17 protein-coding genes are annotated in these 21,213 nt (G+C 70.8%); 10 read left to right on the forward strand and 7 right to left on the reverse strand.

The window, feature by feature from the left end; all coding sequences use genetic code 11:
- Nucleotides 1-54 precede the first annotated feature (54 nt).
- From OG943_RS04150 to OG943_RS04160, 3 genes are all read left to right on the forward strand, one after another.
- Nucleotides 55-2,820: a family 78 glycoside hydrolase catalytic domain gene (locus OG943_RS04150; RefSeq protein WP_328608324.1), complete on the forward strand. Its 2,766-nt coding sequence runs from the start codon at nucleotides 55-57 to the stop codon at nucleotides 2,818-2,820.
- Between the two features lie 207 nt (nucleotides 2,821-3,027).
- Nucleotides 3,028-4,692, forward strand: coding sequence for a peptide-N4-asparagine amidase (locus OG943_RS04155; RefSeq protein WP_328608325.1), 1,665 nt, complete (start codon nucleotides 3,028-3,030; stop codon nucleotides 4,690-4,692).
- 53 nt (nucleotides 4,693-4,745) lie between these two features.
- Complete coding sequence (locus OG943_RS04160) at nucleotides 4,746-6,020, forward strand: cytochrome P450 (protein ID WP_328608326.1); 1,275 nt, start codon at nucleotides 4,746-4,748, stop codon at nucleotides 6,018-6,020.
- A gap of 475 nt (nucleotides 6,021-6,495) precedes the next feature.
- Here the strand turns inward: OG943_RS04160 and OG943_RS04165 are convergent, their stop codons facing one another.
- Both OG943_RS04165 and OG943_RS04170 read right to left on the reverse strand, forming a co-directional pair.
- Nucleotides 6,496-7,122, reverse strand: a complete 627-nt coding sequence (locus OG943_RS04165) for an alpha-ketoglutarate-dependent dioxygenase AlkB (RefSeq protein WP_328608327.1) — start codon at nucleotides 7,120-7,122, stop codon at nucleotides 6,496-6,498.
- Nucleotides 7,123-7,203: 81 nt separating this feature from the next.
- Entirely contained in the window at nucleotides 7,204-10,017 is a 2,814-nt protein-coding gene (locus tag OG943_RS04170; RefSeq protein WP_328608328.1) for a BTAD domain-containing putative transcriptional regulator, read from the reverse strand.
- 284 nt (nucleotides 10,018-10,301) lie between these two features.
- Here OG943_RS04170 and OG943_RS04175 point away from each other — a divergent pair, with 284 nt between their 5' ends.
- The 3 genes from OG943_RS04175 to OG943_RS04185 all read left to right on the forward strand — a co-directional run bounded on the left by OG943_RS04175 (nucleotide 10,302) and on the right by OG943_RS04185 (nucleotide 12,627).
- Nucleotides 10,302-10,859, forward strand: a complete 558-nt coding sequence (locus OG943_RS04175; protein WP_328608329.1) for an LGFP repeat-containing protein — start codon at nucleotides 10,302-10,304, stop codon at nucleotides 10,857-10,859.
- Nucleotides 10,860-10,872: 13 nt separating this feature from the next.
- Entirely contained in the window at nucleotides 10,873-11,439 is a 567-nt protein-coding gene (locus OG943_RS04180) for an LGFP repeat-containing protein (protein ID WP_328608330.1), read from the forward strand.
- Nucleotides 11,440-11,586: 147 nt separating this feature from the next.
- The gene (locus OG943_RS04185; protein ID WP_328608331.1) at nucleotides 11,587-12,627 is read left to right on the forward strand and encodes an NAD(P)-dependent alcohol dehydrogenase; all 1,041 of its coding nucleotides are present in this window, start codon (nucleotides 11,587-11,589) and stop codon (nucleotides 12,625-12,627) included.
- 16 nt (nucleotides 12,628-12,643) lie between these two features.
- Here OG943_RS04185 and OG943_RS04190 read toward each other — a convergent pair whose 3' ends face one another.
- A complete protein-coding gene (locus OG943_RS04190) occupies nucleotides 12,644-13,240 on the reverse strand; it encodes an ArsR/SmtB family transcription factor (protein WP_328608332.1) in 597 nt (198 codons plus the stop codon).
- Between the two features lie 154 nt (nucleotides 13,241-13,394).
- On the opposite strand from OG943_RS04190, the gene OG943_RS04195 reads away from it, so the two are divergent.
- Nucleotides 13,395-14,000 carry a hypothetical protein gene (locus tag OG943_RS04195; RefSeq protein ID WP_328608333.1) on the forward strand — a complete coding sequence of 202 codons (606 nt, stop codon included), beginning with the start codon at nucleotides 13,395-13,397 and terminating at the stop codon, nucleotides 13,998-14,000.
- On the opposite strand, the gene OG943_RS04200 is transcribed toward OG943_RS04195, so the two are convergent.
- Together OG943_RS04200 and OG943_RS04205 are read right to left on the reverse strand one after the other, a co-directional pair.
- Complete coding sequence (locus OG943_RS04200; protein WP_328608334.1) at nucleotides 13,981-14,961, reverse strand: RluA family pseudouridine synthase; 981 nt, start codon at nucleotides 14,959-14,961, stop codon at nucleotides 13,981-13,983. The two genes, OG943_RS04195 and OG943_RS04200, sit on opposite strands and share 20 nt — an antisense overlap.
- Nucleotides 14,962-15,015: 54 nt before the next feature.
- On the reverse strand, nucleotides 15,016-15,405 hold the full coding sequence (locus OG943_RS04205; RefSeq protein ID WP_328611997.1) for a DUF5313 domain-containing protein: 390 nt from the start codon (nucleotides 15,403-15,405) through the stop codon (nucleotides 15,016-15,018).
- A 125-nt stretch (nucleotides 15,406-15,530) separates the two neighbouring features.
- On the opposite strand from OG943_RS04205, the gene OG943_RS04210 reads away from it, so the two are divergent.
- Both OG943_RS04210 and OG943_RS04215 read left to right on the forward strand, forming a co-directional pair.
- A complete protein-coding gene (locus OG943_RS04210; protein WP_328608335.1) occupies nucleotides 15,531-15,974 on the forward strand; it encodes a MarR family winged helix-turn-helix transcriptional regulator in 444 nt (147 codons plus the stop codon).
- Between the two features lie 201 nt (nucleotides 15,975-16,175).
- Entirely contained in the window at nucleotides 16,176-17,069 is an 894-nt protein-coding gene (locus OG943_RS04215) for a TIGR03854 family LLM class F420-dependent oxidoreductase (RefSeq protein WP_328608336.1), read from the forward strand.
- A 16-nt stretch (nucleotides 17,070-17,085) separates the two neighbouring features.
- Here the strand turns inward: OG943_RS04215 and OG943_RS04220 are convergent, their stop codons facing one another.
- Nucleotides 17,086-18,624 (reverse strand): MDR family MFS transporter, encoded by a 1,539-nt coding sequence (locus tag OG943_RS04220; protein WP_328608337.1) that lies wholly within the window; start codon nucleotides 18,622-18,624, stop codon nucleotides 17,086-17,088.
- 113 nt (nucleotides 18,625-18,737) lie between these two features.
- Between OG943_RS04220 and OG943_RS04225 the strand changes: the two genes are divergently transcribed.
- Nucleotides 18,738-19,886, forward strand: a complete 1,149-nt coding sequence (locus OG943_RS04225; RefSeq protein ID WP_328608338.1) for a DUF1015 family protein — start codon at nucleotides 18,738-18,740, stop codon at nucleotides 19,884-19,886.
- A gap of 9 nt (nucleotides 19,887-19,895) precedes the next feature.
- Here the strand turns inward: OG943_RS04225 and OG943_RS04230 are convergent, their stop codons facing one another.
- A complete protein-coding gene (locus OG943_RS04230) occupies nucleotides 19,896-21,209 on the reverse strand; it encodes an ABC transporter substrate-binding protein (RefSeq protein WP_328608339.1) in 1,314 nt (437 codons plus the stop codon).
- Nucleotides 21,210-21,213 lie beyond the last annotated feature (4 nt).

Here is a 21,213-nt window from a genome sequence, read left to right on the forward strand (position 1 = left end):
ATACGTTTCAAGCCAGGGGATGGCCGCGCGCCGCCCCGCGTCAAGGAGGACGCCTTGGCCGTCAGCGTCGTCGCAGCCGTCCGCTTCGAACACCTCGATCCCGCGCTCGGCGTCGGCACGGCCGAGCCGCGGATCTCCTGGCAGGTCCGGACCGAGGACCCCGGCTGGGCGCAGACCGCGTACGAGGTGGAGCGCGACGGCGGCGCCCCCGTCCGCGTCGAGTCCGGCGAGCAGGTGCTGGTGCCGTGGCCGTTCGAGCCGCTGGCATCACGGGCCCGCGCGGTCGTCCGCGTCCGCGTCGCCTCGGGGGAGAGCTGGAGCGACTGGAGCGAACCGACACCCGTCGAGGCGGGCCTGTTGGACGCGGGGGACTGGACCGCCCGGTTCGTCAGCCCGCGCGCGCTTGGCGCGATCGGCGGGCGTGCGCCCGTGCTGAGTCGCAAGTGGACATCGCGCGCGGCCGTCGCGTCGGCCCGGCTCTACGTCACCGCGCTCGGCGTCCACTCGGCCACGCTCAACGGCTCGCGGATCGGCGACGAGGTGCTCGACCCGGGCTGGACCAGTTACCGCAATCGTTTGCGGTACCGGACGCACGACGTCACGGCGCTGATCGGCGAGGGCGAGAACCGCCTCGAAGTGCTGCTGGGCAACGGCTGGTACCGCGGCCGCCTCGGCTGGACCGGCCAGCGCGGCGTGTACGGCGACCGCGTGGCCCTGCTGGCGCAGCTGGAGGTCCGCTACGACGACGGCACCACTGAGGTCGTCGCCACCGACGAGCGGTGGACCGCGCACGAGAGCGGCGTCGTCGACAACGACCTCTACGACGGCCAGCGCACCGAACTCCGCCCGCACGAGTCCGTTGTGGACGGTGTGGCGGTGCTGCCGGACCCGCCCGGTGCGCTCGTCGCCCCGGACGGCCCGCCGGTCCGGGTGACGCAGGTGCTGCCCGCCGTGACGGTCTCGACGTCGCCGTCCGGCGCCACGCTGGTGGACTTCGGGCAGAACCTCGTCGGCTGGGTGCGGCTCAAGGTCCGCGGCGCGCGGGCCGGCCAGGAGGTGACCGTGCGGCACGCCGAGGTGCTCGAACACGGCGAGCTGGGCACCCGGCCCCTGCGCAGCGCGAAGGCGACCGATTCGTACGTGCTCGACGACGACGCCGAGGTGGTGCTGGCGCCGGAGTTCACCTTCCACGGCTTCCGCTACGCCGAGGTCACCGGCGTCGAAGGCCTCGCCACGGCCGACGTCGAGGCCGTCGTGGTGGGCAGCGACCTGCGCCGCACCGGCTGGTTCGGCTGCTCGGAGCCGCTGCTGGAGCGCTTCCACGAGAACGTGGTGTGGAGCATGCGCGGCAACTTCCTCGACCTGCCCACCGACTGCCCGCAGCGCGACGAGCGGCTCGGCTGGACCGGTGACATCCAGGTGTTCTCGCCGACCGCCTCGTTCCTGTTCGACACCGCCGGGTTCCTGTCTTCGTGGCTGAAGGACCTGGCGGCGGAGCAGTCCGAGGACGGCTCCGTGCCGTTCGTGGTGCCCGACGTGCTGCACACCGAATCGCCCGCCGCGACGGCGTGGGGCGACGCCGCGACCGTCGTGCCGTGGGTGCTGCACCAGCGTTATGGCGACGTCGAGGTGCTGCGGCGGCAGTTCCCCAGCATGCGCGGCTGGGTCGACCGGATGGCGGCGGCGACCACCGGCGGCGTCTGGGCGGGCGGCTTCCAGTTCGGCGACTGGCTGGACCCGGACGCGCCGCCGGACGACCCGTTCGCGGCGAAGGCCGACCCGGACGTGGTCGCCACGGCCTACCTCGCGCACTCGGCGGGCATCGTCGCGGACGCCGCGCGCCTACTGGGCCTCGACGAGGACGCCGCGACGTACGCGGACATCGCCGCACGTACACGGGAGGCTTTCGCGCGGGAGTACGTCACGGGCTCCGGGCGCGTAGTGAGCGACGCGCAGACGGCGTACGCGCTGGCGCTGGAGTTCGCGCTCCTGCCGGAGGCCGGGCAGCGCGCCGTGGCCGCCCGCAGGCTCGCGGATCTGGTGCGCGCCAGCGGTTTCCGCATCGGCACCGGGTTCGTCGGGACGCCGCTGATCGCGGACGCGCTGACCGCGTCCGGGCGGCCCGACCTCGCGTACCGGCTGGTGCTGGAACGCGGCAACCCGTCGTGGCTCTACCCGGTGACCATGGGCGCCACCACGATCTGGGAGCGCTGGGACTCGATGCTGCCGGACGGCTCGGTGAACCCGGGCGAGATGACGTCGTTCAACCACTACGCGCTCGGCGCCGTCGCGGACTGGCTGCACCGGACCGTCGCCGGTCTCGCGCCGTCGTCGCCGGGCTACCGCTCGCTGGAGGTCCGGCCGCGGCCGGACGCGGCGTTGACGCACGCGTGGGCGCGGCACGAGACGCCCTACGGCGAGGCCTCGGTTTCGTGGCGGCGCGAGGACGGCCGGTTCACGCTCGACGTCGTCGTCCCGGCGGGCGCCTCGGCCACGGTGCACGTGCCCGGCGCGGAGCCCGTCCACGTCACGCACGGGCGGCATTCGTGGACGGTGGCGGACCCGTGCGCGGCGGCCGAGGCTCGTAAGGTCAAGCCGCGGACCGTGCGGGAGCTGATCGACGCACCCGCGCTGTGGGCTTCGTACACCGACGTGCTGGTCGGCTTCGAACTGGCCACGGACGCGGCCGACCTCGCCCGGCAGGCCGCGCCCTACCTGGGTCTCACCCCCGCTGAGCTGCCGGAGTTCCTCGCGCGCAAGGACTTCGCCGGGCGGGGCACCGAGGCGCGGGCCGCGGTGGAGGAGCTGCTGCCCGGCTGAGACCCCGGGGCACGCCTGCGCAAGGGGCAGCGCAGCCGGTCGCCCACATTACTGCGGCGTGCCCTGAAGGCCACCTTGAGGGCATCTAGGTCCCTCATGGTGGCCTTGAGGGCATTTCAGGTCCCTCATGGTGGCCTTCAGGGCATGACGGGACGACGGGTTCGCGGCTAGCATCAGCGTGGTTTGCTCATTCTGGGAGGAGCCCGGGTGCGGATTCTCGTTTTCCTGTCGACTGTCGTGCTGGCCTGGTTCCTCACCGGGGCGGTCGCCTCGGCCGGTCCCGTGCTGGAGGGCGACACCGACAACCCGGTCTCGCCCGCGCCGGCGGTCAGCCGCCCGGACGCCCCGCACTGCACCGTGTCGCTGGCCGACAAGTTCCCCTCCAACGCGGCCGACGGCAGCCCGCAGACGTTCTCCGGCACGCTCACGCCGCCGAAGAGCTGCCCCGGGCCGTGGGCGAAGGTCGTGCTGGACCAGACCGTGACGGTCAGCGGCCGCCAGTACGACCGGATCGGCGACCTCCTGATCGGCGGCACCGAGGTGTGGTGGGGCACCACGGAGGAGCCCAGCGGCGAGGGCCACCGCGCGATCACGTACCACTTCGACAAGGACCTGACGCCGTACACCGCGTTGCTGCGCACCCCGCAGCCGTTCACCGGCGGCATCGGCAACTACACCTCCGACGTCTACACCGGTGTTTACGCGCAGACCGTCACGCTCACCTACTACCGCGCCGACCACGCGCACCCGGCGCCCGCGACGGCCGACCGCGTCGTCGGCTTCCCGCACGCCGACGCGGCGCCCGGCGCCGCCACCGTCCACTTCGCCGCGAAGGACTTGCCGCGCAACATCACCGGCGCCCGGCTCGAGGTGACGCTGGAGGGTGGCGCCTGCGACGAGCAGTGGTTCGACGACGTGCCCGACGAGGTCGCCGCGAAGTACCCGGCCGCGAACATGTGCGGGCACGGCCCGTTCCGCGAGGCGAACGCGGCGCTCGACGGCGCCCCGATCGGCGGCGTGCAGACGTTCCCGCACATCTACTCCGGCGGCATCGTGCCCACGCTGTGGCGGCCGGTGGTCGCGATCGGCACGTTCAGCCTGCACGCCGAGACGCTCGACATCACGCCGTTCGCCGGGCGGCTCGTCGACGGCGGCGCGCACGACCTATCGTTCACCGTGCCGGACATCGGCGGCTCCTGGAGCGTGGTGGCGACCCTGCTGCTCGACACCGACCACCACGCCGCGCGGACGTCCGGCGCGCTGACGCAGGACGACGTCGCCCCGGTGGCGCCGAAGCAGACGGTGGTGAAGGACATCGCGGGCGGGGTGAACGCCACCGTGACCGCGCACCGCGACGACGTGACCGCGGGCTACCTCGACACCTCCGCGGGACGCGTCTCCACGCGGGTGGAGCGCACGCGGGACTACCGCAACAGCGACGACGTGACGGCTGCCGGCCTGACGCAGCACGTGGTGCAGTCCGACGCCGGGCGGCAGACCTCGGTGTCCATAATGGACGGAAAGGTGCGCTCGGCGGCGCGGCACGACTGGTCGTACCCGCTCACGGTGGACGCCTCGGCCGCGAACTACGTCGACGACCAGAACTTCCGGCTCACCGGCGCGGTGGACATGACGATGCAGCTGTCCGACCTCACCGGCGACGGCCGGTCGTGGTGGCCGGTTTCGGCGTCACGCGAATGGCTCGGCTCGTCCGGCGTGCTGGCGCGCACGAACGGCGTCAACACGGAGTCCGACGGCAGCTCCCGCACCACGTACGCGGGCGCAGACGACCGCGGCCGGCCGTACTGGCACGCCATCACGACCGATCACGGCCTGGTCACGGTGGACGTGGGGATCCCGCGGCGCGGGTGACGGCCGTCTCCGCCGTCATCACTCGTTCGGTGCAGTGGGGTAGTCTCGCCGCCATGGGGAGTCTCCGTTCGCGTGTCCTCGCCTGGGTCGGCCGCCGATACCTCGCCCGGCAGCAGAAGCGGGGTTTCGACCTCGAAAAGATGGCCTTCCTGCCGGACACCGCGCTGATGCCGCTGCGGCGTGACGGCCTCGACCCCGTCGCCGAGCTGGGCGCCGCGCGGGACGAGGCGCCGATCCGGAAGCTGGACATGCCGTTCGGCCTGAACGCCTGGCTCGTCACCGGGTACGAGGAGGCCAAAGCCATCCTCGTCAACGCGTCGGAGTTCAGCAACGACTTCACCAACCTGGTGGGCAACGCCGGCGTCACCGAGGACCAGAACCCGGGCGGCCTCGGCTTCGCCGACCCGCCGGTGCACACGCGGCTGCGCAAGCTGCTGACGCCGGAGTTCACCATGCGCCGGCTCAGCCGGCTGACCCCGCGGATCGACGAGATCGTGACCGAGCAGCTCGACGCGATGGCTGCCACTGAGGGCCCGGTCGACCTGTGGGAGCAGTTCGCGCTGCCGATCCCGTCGCTGGTGATCTGCGAGCTGCTCGGCGTGTCCTATGAGGACCGCGCCGACGTCCAGCGGCTGAGCACCGCGCGGTTCGACCTGTTCGGCGGAGCGAGCGCCTCGCTCGGCGCGATGTCGGAGTCGCTGGAATACCTGCTGGAGATCGTCCGGAAGCAGCGCCAGGAGCCGGGCGACGGCCTGCTCGGCATGCTGATCAAGGAGCACGGCGACGAGATCAGCGACCAGGAGCTGGCCGGCCTCGCCGACGGCGTGCTGACCGGCGGCCTGGAGACCACGGCGAGCATGCTCGTCCTCGGCGCGCTGGTCGTGCTGCGCGACCCGGTGGCCTTCGAGGCCGCGAACGGCGACGACGACGCGGTGCACCGTTTCGTCGAAGAGCTGCTGCGTTACCTGGCCGTGGTCCAGATGGCGTTCCCGCGTTTCGCCAAGCAGGACATCGACATCGAGGGCGTCCACATCGGCGAGGGCGACATCGTGCTGGTGTCCTTGTCCGGCGCCAACCGCGACGGCGAGCTGGGCGCGGACATGGAGAGCTTCGACGCCACCCGCGAGCCCACCTCGCACCTGGCGTTCGGCTACGGCGCCCACCGCTGCATCGGGGCGGAGCTGGCCCGCATGGAACTGCGCACGGCGTACCCGGCCCTGGTCCGGCGCTTCCCGAAACTGCGCCTGGCGGTCGAGCCGGAGGAACTGGTCTTCCGCAAGGTGTCGATCGTTTACGGGCTTGATTCGCTGCCGGTGCTGGTGAACTGACCCCGGCTGGTCGCACCTGCGCACGGGTCCGCCGATGTGCGCGGCTGCGATCGCCGATGGTGTGCGGTCGCGATCAGCGATGGTGTGCGGCTGCGATCGCCGATGGTGTGCGGTCGCGATCAGCGATGGTGTGCGGCCGCGATCGCCGACGGTGCGCGGCCGCCATCGCCGACGGTGCGCAGCTGCGATTGCCGCCGTGCATCGTCGCCATCGCGGCGCCATCTCGTGTCTCTGCCGGGCCGCTGCCGCATCGGCCGCCGCCGCATCGGTTGGCGCAGACACCGAAGCTGCGCCCCCGAAGCCCGCCATGCCGGGGGCAGCCAGGGCAACCCAAGGGCAGCTCGCCGGCGCAACCCAGAGGTATCCCGCCAGGGCAACCCAAGGGCAGCCCGCCGGCGCCGCCCAGAGGCAGTCCTCCAGACGCAAACCCAGGCGCCGCCCAAAGTTCAGCCAGGGCGACCGGCGCGAGTCAAAGTCAGCGGACCCCACGAGGCCGGAACTGGATGCTGATCCGTGGCCCCACCCCCTTGGCCGTCTTGGGGATCGCGTGTTCCCAGGTGCGCTGGCAGGAGCCGCCCATGACGATCAAGTCGCCGTGGCCCAAGGGGTAGCGGTGGGATTCGCCGCCGCCGCGGGGGCGTAGGGCCAGTACGCGGGGGGAGCCCACCGAGAGGATCGCGACCATGGTGTCCTCGCGGCGCCCGCGGCCCAGGTTGTCGCCGTGCCAGGCGACGCTGTCGCGGCCGTCGCGGTAGTGGCAGAGGCCCGCGGTGCGGAACGGCTCGCCCAGTTCGGGGGCGTAGTACGCGCTCAGCGACTCCCGCGCCGAGGTCAGCACCGGGTCCGGCAGCGGCGCGTCCTCACGGTAGAAGCACAACAGCCGCGGGACCGCCACGACCCGGTCGTACATCTGCCTTCGCTCCTCCTGCCACGGGACCTCTTCGGCGAGCCGCGTGAACAGCTCACCGGATCCCGACAGCCAGCCGGGCAGCACGTCGACCCACGCGCCGTCGCCCAGCTCGGTGCGCCGGACGGCGCCGAGCGGGCCCAGCTCGGCCGGCCCGGAGTCGCCGAACAGCGAGCCCTGCAGTGCCTGTGTCATGCCAGCCACTCTACACGATCATTCGAACGTATGTTCGCATGCGAGGTGGCGATGCGATGGAAGACGTCCCGAACCTGGTGGTCAAGCCGACGTAGCCATGGCCACAACTTGATCCCACGTCATTCGTCGCCCTTCTTCGAAAAGCGCGTCGAACTTGTCCTGACCGGTCTCGGCCATCGCGGTCGCCTTGGTCCGCCGGTGCTGCTGCTGGAACTGGACGATCATCGACGGCCCGAACCGGTCGATGAGCACCGAGGCCGCGCCGGCCAGGCGAGCCGACCGCTCCGGTCGCCCGCCGAGCGCGGCGGTGGCTGCCAGGAAATCCAGCGCATACATCATTGTGAGGCTGGCTCCGAGCCGGTCACAGATCGCGACGGCCTCCCGCAAAACCCGCTCGGCGCCCTCCGCCTCGCCGAGTTGGAGCAGGACGAGACCTCGGTAGTTGAGTGCCGAAGCCAGTTCGTATGGACCGCCCTGGCATCGAAGCTGGGTCTCGATCTCGACCAGCAGACGGTGGGCTTCCTCATGCCGCCCCAGCATCGTGATGGCGTGTGCCCTCGCCACGCGGGCCGTGGCCAGCGAGCTCGTCCAGCCCAGCCTGCCCATCGCGTTCGCCGCCTCGCCGAACACCAGCTCGGCGGTCTCGTGGTCCTCCGCCCACGCGGCGACATAGCCGCGATGCAGCAGCGCCATCGCCTGGGTGGCGAGATCGCCGGTCTGCTTGGCCACGCGAACACTTTCTCCGACCGCCTGAACGGCTTCACCCGGGCTGCTTCCGTACAGCGCCACGCCGAACATGGCGAGCACACCGGCCCGGGGGCTCGCGCCGAGTGATCCGTCGGCAGCGGTCAGCGCTTCACCGGCCCAACGCCGGCATTCGGAGAAGCGGCCCTTGATCACCCACAACTGCCAGAACACGAAGATTCCAGCGAACCGGTCGAGCCGGCCGTGGTCGAGCAGCCACCGCATCGCCGCCCGCAGATTGTCGTGCTCGGACAGCAACCGGTCCAGCCAGACCCGCTGCCCGGGCCCCTCGACGCCGGCTCGCGCGGTCTTGGCGAAGTCTTCGAAGTAGGCGGCGTGCCGCGCCCGGCCCGCATCCTCCTCCGACCGCGCCAACGCGAAGGTGCGAATGGTCTCCAGCATGGTGAAGCGGGCTTCGTCGGTGCCTCGGACTTGCTGACGGGTGATGAGGCTGGAATCCAGCAACCGGCTGAGGAGTTCAAGCGTGCCCGCTTGGTCGACATCGGCGATCGCCGCCGCGGCCTCCACTGTCCAGCCACCGGCGAAAATCGCCACCGAACCGAGCATCGCCTGCTCATCGGCGTCCAGCAGGTCATAGCTCCACGCGATCGTGGAGCGCAGCGTTCGCTGCCGGTGTGGCCGATCGCGGGCACCGCCGGCCAGAAGGTCGTGCGACTGGCCGAGCTGGCCGAGAAGCGCCGCCAGCGGCAGCAGCCGCGTTCGGGCCGCGGCAAGTTCGATCACCAGGGGAAGCCGGTCGAGGCGATGGCAGATCGCGTCGACGACCAGGGGATCGAAGTCTTCGGTCACCGGACTCGCCTGGTTTGCCCGCTCGGTGAACAGATCGATGGCGGCCGGTGCTGCCAACGGCTCCACCGGCCGGACGTGCTCTCCGTGGAGCCCCAGCGGTGCGCGGCTGGTGGCCAGGATCGTGAGCCGCGGTGCGGCATCCAGCAGCGAGCCGATCTCGGGTGCGGCGTCCAGCACGTGTTCCATGTTGTCCAGCAGGATCAGGGTGTGCCGGGTGCGGAGGCAGACCTGAAGAGTTTCCCGGAGGGGCCGGCCGCCCATGTCCTGGATGCCCAGGCTGCTGGCGATGGTGGACAGGACCAGGTCCGGGTCGGACAGCGGCGCCAGCAGAACCAGCACGACACCGTTGGTGAAGCAGGATGCCAGCCGCGCCGAGATCTCCAGAGCCAGCCGGGTCTTGCCGACTCCGCCCGGGCCGGTCAGCGTGAGCAACCTCGCCCCGCCCGTGGTCAACCGCTCGACGGACTCGGTCACCTCGCGGTCACGGCCGATCAACCGGGTACGCGGGGCCGGCAGTCCCCGGAGGGAGTCGCAGGGCAGCGACGGCGCCGGCGTGGCCTCCCCGGTACTGGACACCGGGTCTTGCCGCGGTGGCGGGTCGAGCGCGGGATCGTTGCGCAGGATGGCGAGTTCGAGCTGTCGCAGCTCTCGGCCGGGGTCGATACCCAGCTCCTCGGCCAGGTGCGCCCGGGTCTGCCGGCCCATATCCAGCGCGTGGCCGGCCTGCCCGCCGCGGTACCGCGCGAGCATCAGCTGGCAGACCAGCCGCTCCCGGGTCGGGTGGGTCTCGACCAGCGTCGTGAGCTCACCGAGAACGTTGTGGTGGTGACCCAGCCGCAGCAGGCTGTCGAACCGGTCTTCCTGCGCGACCAGACGAGTTTCCGCCAGCCCTCCACACAACCGTTCCCGAACCTCGGGGGTGGCGGTGTCGGCCAGCGCCGGGCCGGTCCACAGGCTCAGCGCCTGCTCCAGCAACGTCACCTTGCGCCGGTCGTCGCGGGTGCCGCGGGCCTGCTCGATCCACCGCTGGAACCGGTGGACGTCGATCCGCATCGGATCCGCGTGCAGCCGGTATCCGGGTCCCTGGGTGGATATCGCCACCTCGGCGGCACCGGCCTTGGCCAGTAGCGACCGGAGATTGGACACCTGCACCTGGATCGCGTGGGTGGCGCTGCGTGGCGGCTCACCGGGCCACAGCCACTCCACCAGCCGCTCGATCGGCACCACCCGGTCGACATCCCAGGCCAGCACGGCCAGCACGAGTCTCTGCTGCCGTGGGCCAAGGTCCACCGCCGTGTCGCCGACTCGAACCTGCACCGGCCCCAGCAACCGCAGCTCCACACACACCTCCCAGGTGAGTTCGTGCTGCTGACAAGAGGATGTCCGCTTCGGTCAGATACCTCAAACGATTACTCCGACCGGGCTATGACCCGGCTCTGAGCCGCCTTCGCCACGGTGATGAGCACCAGCACGACAACCACCTGAGGAGATGGCGTGAACGTCAGATCGATGAGTTCCCGGACGAGCCGCGCGCCTCCACTCTGTCGCCGGTGCCACGCTCACCGAGCTTCTCCTGAGTGACTGTGTCGACAGTGTCACTATCGTTTTCAGAGAAGGGAAATGTCATGAAAACTGCTCTTCGTATTATTCTGACAGCAGCGGCCCTGGCGTCCGGAATGTTTTCCGCGACCAGCACCGCGACCGCGGCCCCTGCTGCATGCACTTTTCACAGCTGGTCCGGTTTGATCGGCGATAGGTATAATACTTTTGGCGGTTTGACCGGCGTGCTGGGGTGTCCGACTACCGATGAACGCGATGTGAGCGAAGGGCATGGGCGGATTCAGTATTTCCAGAACGGCGTCATCACGTCGTCGCCGACAACCGGCCCGAGCTCGGTGGAGACACTCTGGAACTCCGGCGCGCAGCTGTCCTTCGACTGGTACACCACCGCCCCGCTGAATTACGACGTCTGGCTGCTCAACGTCCGCTTCAACGGCACGGATCGTGGACTCGATCGCGAGCTGCCGGCCATCTCGGGCACTGCGGTAGGGCGGAGCAGTGGCCGGACCACTATAGGCTTTGCCGGTTCGGGAAACTACCGTGTCGCGATCGAGGGTTGCGATCTCGGCGGCGGCCACACCTGTCGGCAGGGCTGGACGAACCCGCTCTATCTGAGCCTTTAAGGGAGGGGCAGGCATGAAATTCGCTCTTCGGATTGTTCTGGCAGCGGTAACTCTGGTGTCCGGGGTGTCTTTCGCGACCAGTCCCGCGATCGCGGCTCCTGCGGAATGTACTTCTCACAACTGGTACGGTTTGATCGGCGCCAGGTATGAATACTTTGGCGGATCGGCCGGGGTGCTGGGGTGTCCGACTACCGAGGAACTCGAGGTGAGCGAAGGGCGTGGACGGATTCAGTATTTCGATCGCGGGGTCATCACGTGGTCTCCGGCCACTGGCCCGAACTCGGTGCAAACACTCTGGAAGGCCGGCAACGGACAGTTGCTCTTCGACTGGTACACCACCGACCCGCTGAATTACAACGACTGGCTGCTCAACGTCCGCTTCAACGGCACGGATCGTGGACTCGATCGCGAGATGCCGGTTGGTCAGAACTTCGATGTCTTCCGTACCGCCGGCCGCACTGCCATCGGCACTGTGGGTTCGGGAAGCTACCGTGTCGCTGTCGAGGGTTGTGATCGCTCCGGCGGAGGCACTCATACCTGTCGGCAAGGCTGGACGAATCCGCTCTATCTCATGTACTGACCGGAGCAGGTCGCCTTGGGTGGATCCAACGCACTCAAGGCGACCTTCAGTCGTTGGCCCGGCGGATTCGTTGGCCCAGTGGATTCGATGGCAGAGTGGACTCGTGCTCGCTGGCCCACCGCCCCGCCGGAGGAAGGCGATGTCCTCATGAAAGCAGTTCAGTACCGGAGTGTCGGCGCGGCGCCTGAGGTCGTCGAGGTCCCCGATCCCGAGCCGGGTCCGGGTCAGGTGCTGGTGAAGGTCACCGCGGCCGGCTTGTGTCACTCCGACCTCGCCCTGATGCACATGACGGCGGAGCGGTTGCCGTTCCCGCTGCCGTTGTCCCTCGGCCACGAGGGTGTGGGGACGGTGGCGGCGCTCGGGGAGGGTGCGGCGGGGGTGGTGGTCGGCGACAGTGTCGCCGTTTATGGCGCGTGGGGTTGTGGTGTCTGCGCTGCGTGCGCGGCGGGCCGGGAGAACTATTGCCCGCATGCCCGTGGGCTGGGTATCCGTTCTCCAGGGCTGGGTGCTCCGGGTGCTCTCGCGCAGTACCTGCTCGTCGATGACGTGCGTCATCTGGTTCCTTTCGTGGGGCTTGACCCGGTGGCTGCCGTGTCGCTGACCGATGCCGGTCTGACCCCGTACCACGCCGTCAGGTGGGCGTTGCCTGCGTTGGTGCCGGGTTCGACCGCGGTGGTGATCGGTGTCGGCGGCCTGGGTCATGTGGCGATTCAGTTGCTGCGTGCGCTCACTCCGGCGCGGGTTGTCGCGCTTGACGTGGGTGAGGACAAGCTGGCTCTCGCTCGGGAGGTCGGTGCGCACGAGGCGCTGGTGTCGGACGCGTCCGTGCCTGAGGCGATCCGTACGCTCACCGGTGGCTTCGGCGCCGAGGCGGTGTTCGACTTCGTCGGGGTGGAGGCGACTGGTCGCATCGCTGTCGCGTCCGCTGCCGCGGAGGCACGGGTGCTGAACGTCGGTTTGGGTGGCGGCGCGATGCAGATGGGCTTCATGCTGGTGCCGCCCGGTATGAGCGCGTACGCCCCGTACTGGGGGACTCGCGGTGATCTCGTCGAGGTGATCGCTCTCGCCCAGGCGGGCGCGTTGTCTGTCCGGACCGAGATCTACACCCTTGACGAGGCCCCGCTCGCGTACGAGCGGCTGGCCGCCGGAAAGGTCACCGGCCGCGCGGTCGTCCTGCCCCACGGCTGACCGGTCGCGCAGGTGGTCATCCGGCCGTAGGCGGTTCCTCGGCCGGTTTCGGGTGCGCGGTCACCACCAGCCGATGCGTGCGCGCGCCCGGAGCCGCCTCGTCGTGGTAGCGCGAGACGAGGCCGGCGACGAGCGCGGTCAGCTCGTCCGTGAACGCCGCGCGGTCGCGGGCCGAGCCGAACGCGATCTCGGTGTCGAGGGTCAGGGTCGCCAGGGGCTGTTCGGCGCGGGCGGCGCGGCGGGCGAGCCCGGCGACCTCCCGCACCGTCCGGCCGGCGACGGCGAGCTGGTAGGCCGACGACAGCTGGTCCGGCTTGATCGCGCGCCGCCCGGCCTCGCCGAGGGCGGCGGGGGAGACCAGGTACGACGCGGCGGTGGCGGTGAAGAGCCGTTCCGTCAGCCCGCCCCACTGGCGCGTGCCCGCGGGCACGACGAGGCCGTGCGCCTCCAGCGCGCGCAGGTGGTAGTGCACTTTCTGCCGCGAGAGCCCGAGGCGCGCGGCGAGCGCGGCGGCGGACGCCGGCTCGGTCAGCGCCGCCAGCAGCCGCGCGCGGACCGGGTCCAGCGCGGTGGCCGCCGCGGCCGGGTCCTCGATCACCTCGACGTCACGCATGCACTGAGCCAAGCATTGACAACCAAAGTCGGCAAGGGCCCCGGAACGGGTGCTTGTCTGTTTCCGCCCGTGCTCGTACAGTCAGCACCCAGGTCCGGCCAGTGGTCTGGACCTGCCCCACTACCGCCGCCCTGAGTTGCATGGAGGTTGGCTAGTGCGCGGAAGATTACGCCTTGGCGCGGTGCTCGCCGGGGCCCTGTTCGGCCTGGCTGTGGTGACCCCGGTCGCGAGTGCGCAGGTCGGCACGGGACCGTGGAACTCCTGGTCGCCGGGCTATGCGGAGCAGGAACGCGGGTGCGGCCAGATCAGCGGCCTCACCTTCAAGCTCACCTGCTCGACCGGCAGCGGCGACCAGCGCGCCGAGCGGCGGTACGACACCTACACCGGCGGCACGCACCAGTTCGAGGGCTCGTTCAAGATCACCAGCATGAGTGGCACGCGCATCAGCGTGAAGCAGACCTTCCGCGACGGGTCGAACGCGGGCCCGTACTTCCTGCTGGCGGTCGAGAAGGGCGGCCGGATGTACGCGGTGGAAGGCGGGCAGACGCTCGCCAGCGGCGCCACCGTCGGGACTTCCGTGCGGGTCAACACGATCAACCAGGTCGGCAGCACGCACAAGGTCTACGTCAACGGCTCGCTCAAGCAGACCATCGACAGCCCGGGCGGCAGCTACTACGACAAGTTCGGCTCGTACCGGACCTCCAGCGGGGCCGGCCCGATCACCGTGCAGTGGAGCGGCGTCAAGTTCTGGACGAAGTGACCCCGCGGGCGGTGTCCCCGGTGTCCGCCGGGGGCGCCGCCCACTCGGCCGGGGAGTCCCATGAGGACAGTCGCAGCCCGCTGGTGAACCGCCGCGGCGCGCCGGTCAGCGGATCGTCGAACTCGAGCGTCTTCGCCAGCAGCTGCAACGGTTTCGTGAAGTCGTCGAGCGGGGTTTCGGTGAGCACGGGGTAGAAGCCGTCGCCGAGGATGGGGATGCCGAGGCCGTTGAGGTGCACGCGCAGCTGGTGCGTGCGGCCGGTGGCGGGCACCAGCCGGTAGCGGCCCAGCCCGTCGCGGCGCTCCAGCAGCTCCACGTACGTCTCGGCGTTCACCTCGCCCGGAACCTCTTGGGCGGCAAGCACTCCGCGCTCCTTGACGATCCGGCTCCGGACCGTGCACGGCAGCTCCAGTGCCGGGTCGTACGGCGCGATCGCCTCGTACTCCTTGTGCACCAGGCGGTCGCGGAACATCGTCTGGTACGCCCCGCGCGCGGACGGGGTGATCACGAACATCACCAGCCCGGCCGTGACGCGGTCGAGGCGGTGAGCGGGGGACAGCGCCGGCAGGCCGAGGTCGCGGCGCAGCCGGACCAGCGCCGTCTCCAGGATGTGCTGCCCGCGCGGGATGGTCGCGAGGAAGTGCGGCTTGTCGACCACGAGCAGGTGCTCGTCGCGGTGCACGACGGTGATGCCGAACGGCACCGGCACCTCGTCGGGCAGGTCGCGGTGGAACCAGATGAACGTGCCGGGCGCGAACGCCGTCTCGACGCCGAGCGGGCCGTCCGGGCCGAAGATCCGCTCCTCGCGCAGCATCTCTTCGATCCGCTCGGGCGCGACGCGCGGCAGCCGTTCGACGAGGTGCTCCAGCAGCGTGCCCCACGGGCCTTCGTCGGGCAGCCGCAGCCGGGCCGGGTCGAGCCCGTGGCGGGGCGGCAGCGGGGCCGGGAGCTTGCGTCTCATCGGACGCCGACTCTACTTGTGAGTGTTCATGACGGTTCTAACCGGCATGAACACTCACGAGCCGTTTTGCCGGTAGATCGCGATGTAGCGGGCCTTCGCCTCGGCGTCGGCGAGGTCGAACGCCTCCTTGCGGATGCGCTTGCCGGTGCCCGGCGGGAAGCCGTTGCGGGCCAGGCGGTGGTCGATGCTCTCCTCCATGTACGCGCAGGAGTAGAAGTACGCGACCAGCGCCGCCATCAGCACGATCGCCAGCCGGAGCGGGATCGGGCCGGGCAGCAGCAGCCAGACCAGGCAGAGCGGCGCGATGCCGACGGAGCTGCGCAGCACGTGCCGCGCCTTCCAGTGCTTCGACGTGGTGTCGTGCAGGATCCAGTCGTGGTACCGCTCCGGCAGCCGGCCGCCCACGGCGTACCAGAACCAGCGGAGCACTCCGGGACGGGTCATCTCGTCCTCCTTGTCGACCTGCTCGCTCTCGTTCACTCGTAGAGTACACTAATGATTAGTGCGCTAACGATTAGTGTAGTCGAGACCACTTCGGCTAGGGTGGCGCGACGCGAGGAGGAGGAAGAGTGGCCGAGATCGACCTGGGCGAGGACCCGTTGAAGCTCGACCGGCAGGTGTGCTTCGCGCTGTCGGTCGCTTCGCGCAGCGTGATCGCGATCTACCGGCCGCTGCTCGAACCGCACGGGCTGACGCACCCGCAGTACCTCGTGATGCTCGCGCTCTGGGAGAAGGCCCCGAGGTCGGTGAAGGACCTCGGCGCGACGCTGCGCCATGAGCCGGCGACGCTGTCACCACTGCTCAAACGCCTGGAAGCGATGGACTACGTGACGCGCGGCCGCAGCCGTTCCGACGAGCGGCAGCTGACCGTCGAGCTGACCGAGAAGGGCCGGGCGCTGCGGGCGGAGGCGGAGAAGATCCCGTACCGCGTGGTCGAGAAGCTCGGCATGGAGCTATCCGAGCTGGAAGCCCTGCACACCGCGCTGGGCCGAGTGATCGCGGCAACCGCATAAACGTTCATGTACGGCTCTTGTACGGCGATCTTCCACGATGAGCGGGCGGGCGTCGTCGCAGCGGCGAGGACGCGACGCGATCTGAAGGCCTCCTTCCGGCCCCCATCCGGGAGGGGGCCTTCGCCTTGTCCGGCACTGGGAGTACCAGGCGCCCCGGCGGCGTTGCGTCAGTGAGACAGACGCCGGTCGGAAGGAGCAAGTGTGGGCGAGGAACTGAAGGTGCGGCTGGGGGTCGCGCCGGCGCCGGGCACGGGTCCCGCGGAGTTCGCGGGGCTGGCCGAGACGCTGGAGGCGGCCGGGGTCGACTCGCTGTGGCTGTCCGAGCTGGTCTACGCGCCGGAGGTCGACCCGCTGATCGGCATGGCGCACGCGCTCGCCCGGACCAGCAAGCTGAAGGTGGGCACCGGCGTCGCCATTCTGCCCGGCCGCAACCCCGTGCTCGTCGCGAAGCAGCTGGTCACGCTGGCCGGGCTGGCGCCGAAACGGGTGCTGCCAGTGTTCGGCCTGCGCCCGGCGAATTCGGCCGAGCACAACCTGTTTCCGGTGCCGGAAGGCAAGCGGGCCGCGGTGTTCGACGAGTCCCTGACCCTGCTGCGGCTGCTGCTGGAACACGACAACGTGTCGTTCGACGGCGAGTTCTTCCAGGTCGACGGCGTCACCATCGGCCCGCGCCCGGCCAAGCGGCTGGACGTGTGGCTCGGCGGCAGCGCCCCGGCCGCGCTGCGCCGCGCGGGACGGCTGTCCGACGGCTGGCTCGGCAGCTTCCACTCGCCCGAGCAGGCGCGGGCCGCCCGGGTCGCCATCCAGGACGCCGCCGCCGAGGCCGGCCGCGAGATCGAGGCCGACCACTTCGGCCTGAGCCTGCTCGTGGCGACCGAGGGCACCCCGGAGCGGATGCTCGCCGTCGCCGCGAAACGACGGCCCGGCACGCCCGTCACCGACCTCGTCGCGACGAGCTGGGCCGAGGCCCGGCGCCTGCTGGAGCAGCACATCGACGCGGGGCTGTCGAAGTTCGTCCTGCGGCCCGGGCACTCGGGCGACTACCAGCGGTTCCTCGACGGCTTCCAGCGTGAGCTGGTGCCGCTGCAGAACTGAATCAGTCGAGGCTGGGTCAATCAAGGAATTCCAACTGGACGGTCTTGCGGGGCATCAGGACCAGCGCGACAACGCTGAGCACGGCCACGCCGACGAGCGCGAGGAAGACGTTGTGCGTGGCGTCCGCGAGGGCGCTACGCACAAACCCCGCAGCGGCGGAATGGTCGGCGTGGCCGCCGAGCACCAGGCTGGTGGCGTCCACGCTGTCCGGCAGCTTGCCGGCCACTTCCGCGGGCGGGTTCGCGAACCGGTCGGCGAGGGTGGCGTTGGCGATCGCGCCGAACAGCGCCGCGCCGACCGCGCTGCCGAGGGAGCGGCTGAACATGTTCGTCGCCGTCACCACGCCGCGGCGCTCCCATCCGACAGTGGACTGCACGGCCACCACCGTCGGGCTCGCGGCCAGGCCCAGCCCGATGCCGAGCACGAACGACGCGCCGGCCGCCGCCCAGATCGACGAGTCCGGCCCGAGCGTCGTCGTCAGCGCCCCGCCGGCGATGATGAAAACGGTGCCGATCAGCGCGGTGTCACGGAATCCGATCTTCATGTAGATCCGGCCGGACAGCGACGCGGCGAGCGGCCAGCCGATCGTCAGCGCGGCGAGGGCGAACCCGGCGGTGAGCGCGCCGGTGCCGAGCACGCCCTGGGCGTACGTCGGCAGGTACGAGCTCAGCCCCATCATCACCGCGCCGACCACCAGCGCCACCAGGCTGCCGCCGACGAGCGTGCGCCGGGTGAACACCCACAGCGGCAGCACCGGTTCCTTCGCCCGCTGCTCCACCAGCACGAACGCGACCAGTGCCAGTGCGCCGGCCGCGAAGATCAGCAGGCTCGGCGCCGACGCCCAGCCCCACGCGACGCCGCCTTCCAGCAGCGCGAGGATCAGCGCCGTGCAACCGAAGGTGAGCAGCCCGGCGCCGGCGTAGTCGATGCGGTGCCGGCTGCGCTCCACCCGCTCGGTGAACTTGCGGTAGAGCATCCAGGCGGCGATCGCGCCCAGCGGCAGGTTGACGAAGAAGATCCAGCGCCAGCTCAGGTACTCGGAGAACACGCCGCCGAGCGTCGGCCCGACCACCGACGCGATCGCCCACACCCCGGCCAGGTAACCCTGGACCCGGGCGCGCTCCTCGACCGTGTAGAGGTCGCCGACCATCGTCATGCTGATCGGCTGCACCGCGCCGGCGCCGATGCCCTGCACGGCGCGCGCCGCGATCAGCACCGGCATGCTCCAGGCCGCGCCGCACAGCACCGAGCCGACGAGGAAGGCCGCGATGCCGAAGAACATCACCGGGCGGCGGCCGAGCACGTCGGCGAACTTCCCGTAGAGCGGGACAGTGACGGCCTGCGTCAGCAGGTACACCGAGAAGAGCCAGGGGAACTGCGAAAACCCGCCGAGGTCGCGGACGACCGACGGGACGGCGGTGGCGATGATCGTGCTGTCCAGCGCGACCAGCCCGGTGCTCAGCATCACCGCGGCGAGGACGGGTCCGCGCTCGGACCGGAAGCCGACGCCGGTTTTGGTGCTGGATGCCGGTTTACTGGCCGGCGGGGTGCTCATCGGGGGAGTGCTCCTCGGGGTGCCCATGGCTCGGTTCAACTCGTTCGCATCGGTAAGCATTCCACGAACGAGTGGCGGAACCGCCGGGTTCACCGGCCCGCCATGATGGGGGGATGGACACGTGGGTGCGGCCGATCCGCCGCGGGTGGGTGGTGCGCGATCGCGTGCCCGGGCCGGACGTCGACGAGTTCGCGGAGCCGGACGCGGTCGCCTTCGCGCTGGCGTCCCCGGAGGCGGCGGGGGACACGCTGCTGGCCGTGCAGCATCCGGCGCGCACGCCGGCCGCGCTCGCACGTGGGCTGGACCTGAACGCGGCGCTGCCGTCCGCGCGCGCCGCGCTGGCCCGCATCCGGTCGCTGCACTACCGCTCGCTGACCGGTTTCGTCGCGGCGTACCGCATCGACGGCCCGGACGGCGTGGCGGTCGGGGTGCTGTGCCTGGTCGACCTCAGCGAGCTGACCTCGGGCCGCGCCCACGTGCGGCACACCGAGGAGGTGTACCCGCAGGTGGTCGCGGAGCGCGCCGCCGTCCTGTCCGGCCTCGGCTGCGCGACGAGCGCGGCGATGCTGGTCCCGGCCGAGGACGGGGCGCTGCTGACCGAGACCGTCGAGTCGGCGTGCGCGAGCCTCGGCACGCCCGATGTGTCCACTGTGGACTCCACGGGCCGTCGGGACGAGCTGTGGGTGGTGCCGTCCGGGACCGTGCAGGCGCGCCTGCTCACCGCCGTGGCCCGCTCGGACCTGCTGGTCGCGGACGGTAACCACCGGGTCGCGGCCGCCGCGGCCACCGGCCAGGGCGCGCTGCTGGCGCTGGTCACGGCGGGCCCGCGGCTGGAGATCGGCGCGATCCACCGGGTCCTCACCGGGTTTTCCGCGGCCGAGCTGACCGGCGCCTGGCGCGCGGCGGGCCTGGAGGTCGTGCCGACGACGGACCGGACGCCGCCGTCGTGCCCCGGCACGGTGGTGGTCCTGGCCGGCGCCGAGGCCCTGCGCGTCACGCTGCCCGTGGCCGATCCCTTGGTGATCGACCACGAGGTGGTCGAGCGGGTGCTGTTCGCGCAGGCACTGGGCGTGGACCCGGACGGGCCCGCGGTGCGGCCGCTCCCGGCGGGCCGCCCGGTACCCCCAGGCGCGGTGGTCCAGCTCGCCCCGGTCCCGTTCGAGACGGTGCTGAAGGTCCACGCCGCGGGCCGGCGCATGCCTCGCAAGGCCACCTACTTCACCCCGAAACCCCGCGGCGGGCTGGTGCTGGCGGAGATCTGAGGCGTCCGCTCAGGGGATGATGCCGCGTGACTCGAGCGCGTCGGTCAGGCGTTCGCGCAGCTCCTGGGCGGTGGCCTCCGGGTCGATTTCGGCGGGGGGCGAGAGGACTTTCGAGATCACCGTCGACAGGTTCTGGTACGCGGGGGTGAGCGGGCGGACGGCGGCGTCGCCCAGCGCCGTGCGGATGTCGCCCTTCATCGGGAACTGTTGTGCCATCGTGGGATTCTCGGTCGCGTTGGCGGGTTTCGCCGGGTCCAGCGGTGCGGCGTCGTCGTAGATCGAGGCGAGGCTGGGTGGTTCGCCGTCGAGAAGTGCTTGGTATTTCTGGCTTTCCGCGTTACGGAGGCAGAGCGCGGCCTCGAACGCCTCACGCTTGTGCGGGGAATAGGCGCTGACGGCGAGGTTGTAGCCGCCGATCGTCGCGTGCGCCTCGCGCCCGGGCACGGCGGCCGGGTAGGGCGCCCACTTGATGTGGCCGATGTCCTGGGGCTTCGCCTGTGCGTACGCGGCGTAGACGAACGGCCAGTTCAGCTGGAACGCCGCCTGCCCGCGCTGGAACGCCTGACGGACCTCGTCCTCCTTCTGGTTCGTCAGCGACGGGTCGGTGATTCCCGTGCCGGCCAGGGTTTTCAGCAGCTGCAGCGCTTTGACGGCGCCGTCGTCCATCACCACGGACTTGCCGTCGTCGGACAGGATGTGCCCGCCCTCGGACGCGACGAGGGTGTTGTAGAAGACGACAAGCCCTTCGTACTGCGCGCCGGTGAAGACCACCGAATACGGCTTGCCGGCGGCCTTGAGCCGCTGGGCCTGCGCCATCATCTCGTCGAACGTCCGCGGCGGCGCCGGGGTGAGGCGGTCGTCGTACCAGAGCAGCTGGATGTTGGTGTTCTTGGTGGCGCCGTAGAGCTGCCCGTTCCACTGGGCGGTCGCGAGCGGCCCCGGCAGCACGTCCTCGGTGGCGGCGGCGCGGTCCGCCCCGGTCCACGGCTCGATCCACCCGGCCTCGGCGAACTCGGGGACCCAGGTGACGTCCAGCCCGAGCACGTCCATGGCGTCGTCCCCGGCGGCCAGCCGCCGCACCATCTGCTCCCGCTGCCCGTCCGCCCCGCGCGGCAGCTTGTTGTAGACGATCCGGTACCGCCCCGCCGCCTCCTGGGTGCACTTGTCGACGAGCGTCTGCATGTGGTCTTCGGGGGAGATGTAGAGGTTGATCGTGGTGCCGCTTTCGGCGGAACACCCGGCCAGCCCGGCCCCCACGACGACCGCGACCCCCGCGAGGGCCCGTCCGCGCCTGATTCCCGGCCGTTTGATCCCCTGCCGCATGAGG

It is taken from the genome of Amycolatopsis sp. NBC_00345 (assembly GCF_036116635.1).
Taxonomy (GTDB): Bacteria; Actinomycetota; Actinomycetes; order Mycobacteriales; family Pseudonocardiaceae; genus Amycolatopsis.

Bases quoted from the DNA above. Each gene is read 5' to 3' on its own strand.
- OG943_RS04230 (WP_328608339.1), bottom strand. From the start codon at position 21,209: ATGCGGCAGGGGATCAAACGGCCGGGAATCAGGCGCGGACGGGCCCTC.
- OG943_RS04180 (WP_328608330.1), top strand. From the start codon at position 10,873: ATGAAATTCGCTCTTCGGATTGTTCTGGCAGCGGTAACTCTGGTGTCC.
- OG943_RS04160 (WP_328608326.1), top strand. From the start codon at position 4,746: ATGGGGAGTCTCCGTTCGCGTGTCCTCGCCTGGGTCGGCCGCCGATAC.
- OG943_RS04220 (WP_328608337.1), bottom strand. From the start codon at position 18,624: ATGAGCACCCCGCCGGCCAGTAAACCGGCATCCAGCACCAAAACCGGC.
- OG943_RS04200 (WP_328608334.1), bottom strand. From the start codon at position 14,961: ATGAGACGCAAGCTCCCGGCCCCGCTGCCGCCCCGCCACGGGCTCGAC.
- OG943_RS04175 (WP_328608329.1), top strand. From the start codon at position 10,302: ATGAAAACTGCTCTTCGTATTATTCTGACAGCAGCGGCCCTGGCGTCC.
- OG943_RS04205 (WP_328611997.1), bottom strand. From the start codon at position 15,405: ATGACCCGTCCCGGAGTGCTCCGCTGGTTCTGGTACGCCGTGGGCGGC.
- OG943_RS04165 (WP_328608327.1), bottom strand. From the start codon at position 7,122: ATGACACAGGCACTGCAGGGCTCGCTGTTCGGCGACTCCGGGCCGGCC.
- OG943_RS04225 (WP_328608338.1), top strand. From the start codon at position 18,738: ATGGACACGTGGGTGCGGCCGATCCGCCGCGGGTGGGTGGTGCGCGAT.
- OG943_RS04185 (WP_328608331.1), top strand. From the start codon at position 11,587: ATGAAAGCAGTTCAGTACCGGAGTGTCGGCGCGGCGCCTGAGGTCGTC.
- OG943_RS04190 (WP_328608332.1), bottom strand. From the start codon at position 13,240: ATGCGTGACGTCGAGGTGATCGAGGACCCGGCCGCGGCGGCCACCGCG.